This is a genomic window from Brevundimonas sp. UBA7506, assembly GCF_002479495.1.
GTDB lineage: Bacteria > Pseudomonadota > Alphaproteobacteria > Caulobacterales > Caulobacteraceae > Brevundimonas.
This window is the reverse complement of record NZ_DLNQ01000007.1, coordinates 152196-160359: the sequence shown is the minus strand read 5'-3', so window position 1 is coordinate 160359 and position 8164 is coordinate 152196. Positions and strand designations below refer to the sequence as shown.

6 protein-coding genes are annotated in these 8164 nt (G+C 67.3%); 3 read left to right on the top strand and 3 right to left on the bottom strand.

What is annotated here, in order from left to right; translation table 11 throughout:
* Positions 1-31: 31 nt before the first annotated feature.
* The 3 genes from B3K53_RS07380 to B3K53_RS07370 all read right to left on the bottom strand — a co-directional run bounded on the left by B3K53_RS07380 (position 32) and on the right by B3K53_RS07370 (position 4971).
* A complete protein-coding gene (locus B3K53_RS07380; RefSeq protein WP_292083525.1) occupies positions 32-3325 on the bottom strand; it encodes a TonB-dependent receptor in 3294 nt (1097 codons plus the stop codon).
* A 106-nt stretch (positions 3326-3431) separates the two neighbouring features.
* Positions 3432-4388, bottom strand: a complete 957-nt coding sequence (locus B3K53_RS07375; protein ID WP_292083524.1) for a FecR family protein — start codon at positions 4386-4388, stop codon at positions 3432-3434.
* Positions 4360-4971, bottom strand: coding sequence for an RNA polymerase sigma factor (locus B3K53_RS07370; protein ID WP_292083523.1), 612 nt, complete (start codon positions 4969-4971; stop codon positions 4360-4362). Before B3K53_RS07370 ends, B3K53_RS07375 begins: the two co-directional genes overlap by 29 nt.
* A 140-nt stretch (positions 4972-5111) precedes the next feature.
* Here B3K53_RS07370 and B3K53_RS07365 point away from each other — a divergent pair, with 140 nt between their 5' ends.
* From B3K53_RS07365 to B3K53_RS07355, 3 genes are read left to right on the top strand one after another with little or no spacing between them, the layout of a single operon-like run.
* Positions 5112-7124, top strand: coding sequence for an NADPH-dependent 2,4-dienoyl-CoA reductase (locus B3K53_RS07365; RefSeq protein WP_292083522.1), 2013 nt, complete (start codon positions 5112-5114; stop codon positions 7122-7124).
* 13 nt (positions 7125-7137) lie between these two features.
* Positions 7138-7569: a nuclear transport factor 2 family protein gene (locus B3K53_RS07360; protein ID WP_292083521.1), complete on the top strand. Its 432-nt coding sequence runs from the start codon at positions 7138-7140 to the stop codon at positions 7567-7569.
* A gap of 20 nt (positions 7570-7589) precedes the next feature.
* Complete coding sequence (locus tag B3K53_RS07355; RefSeq protein WP_292083520.1) at positions 7590-8120, top strand: PadR family transcriptional regulator; 531 nt, start codon at positions 7590-7592, stop codon at positions 8118-8120.
* Positions 8121-8164 lie beyond the last annotated feature (44 nt).

The following is an 8164-nucleotide window of genomic DNA, read 5'->3' as shown; positions in this document are numbered from 1 at the left end:
TTGCTAAAGCCTAACGGCCCGCACGACTAGATCAGAACGACCTGCGAATGGTCGCGTACCACCAGCGGCCGCGGTTCGAGTGCAGGCGGCCGTCGTAGCCGTAGCGCTGGTTGGCCAGCGGCGGCTCCTCGTCCGTGATGTTCTTGGCGCCGATGCGCAGACGCGTCCCCTCCAGCGGGCCTTGCTCGAACTCGTACTGAACATAGAGGTTGTGGGTCAGCCATTCGTCCACGACCCAGTAGTCGCCCGTGTCCTTCATATTAGCCGAGGTGTCGAAGTAGTCGCTGACGTAGCTGGAATAGAAGCCCGTGGTCCACGGCCCCGTGCTCCAGGTCAGGGTGGAGGTCACCTTCCACTCCGGCCGACCGTTGCGACGCACGAGTTCCTCGACCCCGCCGACCGAGACGCCGGCGATCACGCCGTCTCGCAGACCGTCCAGCAGCAGCTGATAGTCCTCATTGGCTTCCTGATACATCTTCAGCCACTGGCTGGCGTTCAGGGTCCAGGTGAAGTCGCCGAGCGGCGTGCGACGCAGGCTGTAGTGCAGACGATAGTCCATGCCTTCGGACTCGCGCGGCTGCAGGTTCAGATAGACGTCGCGGATGGAGACGATCGTGCCGACCGGCGCCAGGCCGGCGGCCTGGGCGTCGGCAATCTGCTCGGCCGTGGGATCAGCCCGGACGACGTTCTCGTTGAAGCTGCCGACCTGGCGCAGATAGTAGTCCATGATCAGCTGGTTGGTGGCGCCGAAGATGCCGACCAGATCGGTCTGGTTGATCTTCCAGTAGTCCGCCGTCGCCGTCAGGACGCCGTACTTCTCGGGCCAGAGCCTGGGCTCGAACACCATGCCGAAGGTCAGGTTCTTCGAATGCTCGGGCTTCAGCTCCAGGTTGCCGGCGCGGCTTTCGACGCGGGATTCCGAGGTGCAGTACTCGTTCGAGGTGGTGATCTTGTCGATCGCCCCGATCGCCAGCTGGACCGCGCAGGCGGCGTAGTCGCGCCGCGAGTTCGACCGCTCGAAGTCCGGTTGGTGCAGTTGCATCAGGTTCGGCGCGCGGAAGCCCTTGGACCAGGCCCCGCGGAACATCAGCCAGTCGTTCGGACGATAGGCCAGGGCGACCTTGGGCGCCGCGACCGACCCGAACAGGGAATAGTGCTCCACCCGTCCGGCCAGCTGCATGTCGATCGACTTGACGAAGGGAACCTCCATCTCGGGCGAGACGATCGGCACGGCCAGCTCGGCAAAGGCCGAATAGACGTTGCGCGCGCCCGAGCTGTCGGGCGTGAAGGTCACGCCCATGATGTCGCTCTGGAATGTCTGTCCGGTCAGGTCGGTGAAGTTGATCGTGCCGTTCAGACGGTCGTCCCGCGTCTCCTTGAAGGTCTCCCGGCGCGCTTCCACGCCGGCGGCCAGGCCGACATCGCCGGCCGGCAGCTGGAACAGGTCGGCCTTGGAGACGTGCAGGTCCCACTGCATCAGCTCGGTTTCGGCCGTGCGGCTGGCCTTGACCATGACGCTGTCGACCGTCTCACGGCTGTTGGCGGTGAAGTCGCCGTCCTTGGGGCTGCTCAGGTCGCCGCCGGCGAAGGGGTTGTAGGCGTCCGGCGTGGTGCGGTTGATGGCGGCCTGCAGCTTGGTCATGCTGACCGCGTCCATCACGTCCTCGGTCGTGGCCTGGGAGTAGAGCAGGCCGGTTTCCCAGTCGAAGCCCTGCCATTGGCCGCGCAGACCGCCGACCAGGCGGGTCGAGATGTTCTCGACGTCGACGTTGCGGAAGCCCAGATCCGCAAAGCGGAAGTCCTGCAGTTCGACCGCCGCCCCCGTCAGCGGCACCGAGGTCAGGCCCGGCAGACGCGCGGTGACGCCTGCCGCGCCCAGCGGGTTCCAGTAGGCCGTCGGCGACATCAGCACGCGTTGATAGCCCAGCGGCGTGTCTTGCTGACGCTGCGACCAGGTGTTGGCCCAGTAGTAGCCGATCTCGCCGAAGGCCTCGACGCCGTTGTCGAACTCGTGGTTGATGAAGGTGAAGAGGTTGGCGCGGTCGACCGCCGAGCTGATCGTCCGCATGGTGTCCAGGTCGTAGCGCAGGTTGGCGTCTTCATTGGCGCCGCTGAGCGATAGGACGCCGTCGTCGAAACAGGTGCCCGCGCGGAATCCGTCGGTGATGCAGCCCGGATTGGTTCCCGGCTGAACATGGAAGGCGCCGGCCGTGCTGGTCAGCCGCTTGCCGTTGACCGAGGCGGCGGTCTTGTCCAGCTGATAGGTGGTCGGGTTCAGGCGCAGGCCCTCGGCCCAGGCCGTGATTGAGCTGTAGGTGACGTAGTCCAGCCCCGTGGCGCGATCGCCGAACCGGGCGGCGCGACCTTCGACCGAGGCGTAGGGCCGCTCCCAGATGAACAGGGCGTCGCGGGTCAGGTAGTCGCCCATGACCGAGATGTTGGTGCGACCGTCGTTGAAATCCCTGCCCGCCTGGAAGCTGAAGGAATATTCCTCCATGCCGCCTTCGTCGCGGCCCATGCCGGCCTGGGTGCTGAAGCCGGTGAAGTTGCTCTTCAGAACCGTGTTGACCACGCCGGCCACGGCGTCGGTGCCGAACAGGGCGGCCGCGCCGTCGGCCAGGACCTCGACCCGCTGCACGCCCATGACCGGAATGGCGTTAGTGTTGACCGTGGTGACGGGGACGTAGTTCTCGACCTGGGTGCCGGGGTGGTTCACCAGACGGCGGCCGTTCAGCAGGGTCAGGGTGTTGCCCGTCCCCAGACCGCGCAGGTCGATCGAGGCCACGTCGCCGCGCGCGTTGTTGATGCCGCCGTTGTCGGTGTCGGCGTCATTGAAGTTGACGTCGCCCGCCTGGGAGATGGACCGGAACAGGTCGTCGCCGTCCACGGCGCCCGCCGCGTCGATGTCCTGCGCGCCGAGGACCGTGACCGGCAGGGCTTCATTGATGCGCGTGCCCTTGATGCGGCTGCCGACCACCACGACCTCGTCCACCTGGGTCGCGTCCGCCGTCTTTGGGCGCTGGCGCAAAACGAAGGTGCTTCCCTCCCGGCTGACGATCTCCAGATCCGTGTCCTGGATCAGAAGGTTCACCGCCGCCTCGACGTCCATGACGCCGGTCACCGCGCGGGCGCGAACGCCCGACAGATGCGCCGTCGGCGCCGAGATCTGCACGCCGGCCTGACGAGCCAGCTCCGTAATCGCCTGGCTGATCGGCTGGGCCGGAACGTTGAACGTCCGATCCTGCGCCTGAGCCCCACTCACTGCACACAACAGCGCCAATCCCGCGGCGCTCGCCGCCAGGCCCTGCTTCCAAGACGCTCTCATTACCCCGACCCTTGATTCTTTTTTGGACGTCCGCCGTGCGACGGATCACCTCCAAGACGCGGGGCGCGCCGGAATCCTCCGAAAAAAAGCAATTCGTGGCCTGAAATTAGGCCAGACGACGGCTCAGCCTGATTTCCTCGGCGTTCACGGCCACGTCCAGATCCAGACTTCCGGCCGCCGCGCGGGCGAAGCTGACGGGGTCGTTGGCCACGAACAGGCCGGTGATCTTCATGCCCGCCACCAGGGGATCAGCGGGCACGATCCGGGTGGGATTGTAGCGCGCGAACTCCCGCGCGGCCCGCATCAGGGTCTCGTCTTCCAGCTGGATGCGGCCGTGCCGCCAGGCCAGTTCGCGGTCGGCGTCGATCTCGCCGACATGGACCGGCGGCGCGCCGTCGGACAGGAAGGCGCGGGTGTTGGCCGCCAGCTCCAGCCCCTGGCCGTGCGAGCCGTTCAGCTCGACCTCGCCGCCGAAGGAGACGACCTGAAGCGGCGACTTGCCGAGCCGTCGCACCAGGAAGCTGGCCCCGTTGGCGATCACCGCCGCCTCGCCCGAGCGCACCACGAAGGGGCGGCTGGCGTCGGCGACCACGTTGAACAGGGCCTCGCCCGTGGTCAGCACGATTTCGCGCGTCCTGCGGCTGTAGCGGACATCGCCCTCGGACAGGGTGTTCAGCGTCATCACCGAACCGTCGTCCAGCGGCACGACCCGGGTCTCGCCCATGCGGGTCTCGAACGGCTGCGCCCGGCTGCTCAAGGCCGCCAGCGCCCCCGCGCCGCCGACCGCGACCACCGACGCCGAGGCCGCGATCAGACCGCGTCGGCTGATGACCGGCTTGGGCGTCGGACGCGTGAACGGAGTGGCCCCGCCCGCCAGCGCGGCCGCCCGGCGGCTGTGCACCGCCACGGCCCGCGCCCGCGCAAAGGCCCCGAGACGCCGCTCGTCGCCTTCCAGCCAGGCGTCCAGTTCCGCCTGATCCGCCGGGGACAGGGGTCCGTCGTCAAGCTTCGCCGCCCAGAGGCAAGCGATGCGCTCAACCTCCTGGCTTGTCTGCCTGGCCATGAACCTTACCGCGTTGTTGTTTCTCAGCCTTAGACGCGACCACCGCGCCAAATCCGCCATTCGCATAGGCCGCCATCAGCAAGCCCAGCCCCTTGGCGATGTGTTTTTCGACCGTACTTTCCGCAATCCCGGTCCGGCGCGAAACTTCCTTCTGCGACAGGCCCGAGACCCGGCTCAAAAGGAAGATCTTTCGCGTTTTTTCCGGCAGCCGGGAAATCATCTCGGCCAGGACCTGAAGCTCGTTGCGGGCCATCACCGTGTCTTCCGGGGTCAGTTCGTCCACCGCCAGCTGAAGGCTCTCGACCTCGGCAAGAGAGCGGATCGAGACCACGCTCTTGCGGCGCACCCGGCTGACCAGGACCGAATAGGCGGTGCGGAAGAAATAGGCCCGCACGTTGCGGATCTCGGACACGTCGGCGACCGTCACCAGCTTGGCGTAGGCCTCCTGAATGATGTCGTCGACGTCGCACTCGGCCTGACGCCCGCGGCGCAGCCAGCCGCGCACCGCCGGCTCGTGCGGCATCACGTACGTGGCAAGCCACAGCGCTCGTTCGTCCGAAACCCCCATGCAGCGCTTCTGCATGACCGGGGCCGTCCGGTTCAACCGCTATTTTGGAAAGGCCAGCCGCGCGGCGTTCCTTGGCGCAGTCAACTTCAATTCGTTGCATAAACTTTCAACGGCGATAGTATTTATGAAACGGATTGCACAACAGGCCGCCGCCCATGCCCTATCCCGAACTGCTCAAGCCGCTCGATCTGGGCTTCACCACCCTGAAGAACCGGGTGCTGATGGGCTCGATGCACGTCGGGCTGGAGGAGGTCGAGAACGGCTTCGAACGCATGGCCGCCTTCTACGCCGAGCGGGCGCGCGGCGAGGTCGGGCTGATCGTCACCGGCGGCATTTCCCCGAATGAACGCGGCCGGCCCATGCCCTGGGGCGCCAAGCTGACCACCGAGGAAGAGGCCGACCACCACCGCCAGATCACCGAGGCCGTCCACGCCGAGGGCGGCAAGATCGCCCTGCAGATCCTGCATTTCGGCCGCTACGCCTACCACCCCGACCTGGTCGCGCCCTCGGCCATCCAGGCCCCGATCACCCCCTTCGCCCCCCACGCCCTGACCAGCGAGGAGGTCGAGCAGACCATCGAGGATTTCGTCAACTGCGCCGCCCTGGCCCAGGCCGCCGGTTACGACGGGGTCGAGGTCATGGGGTCCGAGGGCTATCTGATCAACGAGTTCATCGCCGCCCGCACCAACCAGCGCGACGACGAATGGGGCGGCTCGTACGAGAACCGCATCCGCCTGCCCCTCGAGATCGTGCGTCGCACGCGTGAGAAGGTCGGCCCCGACTTCATCATCATCTATCGCCTGTCGATGCTGGATCTGGTCGAGGGCGGCTCGACCGCCGACGAAGTGGTGCAACTGGCCAAGGCCATCGAGGCGGCGGGCGCCACCATCCTCAACACCGGCATCGGCTGGCACGAGGCCCGCATCCCCACCATCGCCACCAGCGTCCCGCGCGCCGCCTTCGCCTGGGTGACCAGGCGGCTGAAGGGCGAGGTCTCCATCCCCCTGGTCGCCACCAATCGCATCAATACGCCGGAGGTGGCCGAGAGCCTGCTGGCCGAGGGCTATTGCGACATGGTGTCGATGGCCCGCCCCTTGCTGGCCGACGCCGCCTTTGTGCAAAAGGCGCGCGAGAACCGGGCGGACGAGATCAACACCTGCATCGGCTGCAACCAGGCCTGTCTCGACCATACCTTCGCGGGCAAGATCACCTCCTGCCTGGTCAATCCGCGCGCCTGCCACGAGACTGAACTGGTCATCGCCCCGACCGAAGCCGCCAAGAAGATCGCCGTGGTCGGCGCCGGCCCCGCAGGCCTCGCCTTCGCCGTCACCACCGCCGAACGCGGCCACGCCGTCACCCTGATCGAGGCCTCCAGCGACGTGGGCGGTCAGTTCAACATCGCCAAGAAGATCCCCGGCAAGGAAGAGTTCAACGAGACCATCCGCTACTTCCGCAAGCAACTGGAGCTGACCGGCGTCAAGCTCCGCCTGAACACCCGCGCCGAGGCGCAAGCCCTGGCCGACGAGGGCTTTGACGAGATCGTGCTGGCCACCGGCGTCAGCCCGCGCACGCCCGAGATCGACGGCATCGACCACCCCAAAACCCTGTCCTACCTCGACGTCCTGCGCGACGAGGTTCCGGTCGGAAAGTCTGTCGCCGTCATCGGCGCCGGCGGCATCGGTCATGACGTCAGCGAGTATCTGGTCGAGCGGCACGAACCACCTTCCATCGACCGCTTCTTCCGCACCTGGGGCGTCGATCCCGACTACAAGACCGCCGGTGGACGCGCCGCGCCGCAGGTCGAACCGGCGGAACGTCAGGTCTTCCTGATGCAGCGCTCGACCGGCAAGGTCGGCGAGCGTCTGGGCCGCACCACCGGCTGGATCCACCGCGCCGCGCTGAAGATGCACGGCGTCGTCACCGCCAGCGGCGTCGCCTACCGCCGCATCGACGACGAAGGTCTGCACGTCGTCATCGACGGCGCCGAAAAGACCCTGCCGGTCGATCACGTCGTCATCTGCGCCGGGCAGGAGCCCCTGCGCGACCTGCACGACGATCTGGTCGCGCGCGGCTGCTCGGTCCACCTCATCGGCGGCGCCGACGTGGCCGCCGAACTCGACGCCAAACGCGCCATCGACCAGGGCGTGCGCCTGGCCGCCGCCATCTAAGGGAGGAAAGCTCATGACGACGCTGAACCTGCATCCCGCCGCCGCCGCTTCCCTGGCGAAATGGCACGACATGGTGACCCGCGCCGACGTGAGCGATCTGCGCGCCATTGTTCACCCGGACGCGACCTTCCGCTCGCCGGTGGCCTTCAAGGCCTACCACAGCGCCGACGCCCTGATCCTGGCGCTCGGCACGGTCATCACCGTGTTTCAGGACTTCGCCTACCACCGTGAAGCCGCCACCGCCGACGGCCTGAACGTGGTGCTGGAGTTCAGCGCCCGCGTCGGGGACAAGGGCGTCAAGGGCATCGACTTCATCCGCTTTGACGAAGACGGCCTGATCACGGACTTCGAGGTCATGATGCGCCCGATGAACGGGGTCCAGGCCCTGGCCGCCGAAATGGGCGCCCGCCTCGGCGCGCTTCTGCCCGCCTTCAAGGCCTCCTGAGGTTCGGCTATCCAGACCCCATGTCCCTGCCCCACGCCCTTCTGACGTCTCTGGCCGAACGCCCCGGTTCGGGCTCCGAACTGGCCGGCCGGTTCGACCGCTCGATCGGCTATTTCTGGCAGGCGACGCACCAGCAGATCTATCGTGAACTGGCTCGCCTCGAAGCCGCCGGTTGGGTCGAGGCGGAACCGGTCGAGGGCGCACGCGGAGGCAAGCGCCGCTTTCGCATCCTGCCGCCCGGCCGCGAGGAGCTGCGGCGCTGGGTCAACGAGCGCCAGGACGCGCCCGCGATCCGAGACGAACTGATGGTGCGCATCCGCGCCGAGGCCGTCGTCGGCCCGACGGGCCTGGCCGAGGAACTGGCCGCCGTCGCCGAGCGCCATCGCGGCAAGCTGGCGGCCTATCTGGAGATCGAGGCCCGCGACTTTCCCCATGAGCCTGCCGCGCCCGACCGGCGGCTGCAGCATCTGGTGCTGAAGGCCGGGATTGCGTTCGAGCGCCACCGCATCGCCTTCTGCGAGGAGGCCCTCGCCATCCTGGCACCGCGGTAGGCGGCCAGCAGAAACGCCCATTGTCGTCCTTCTGGCCGCCGCCT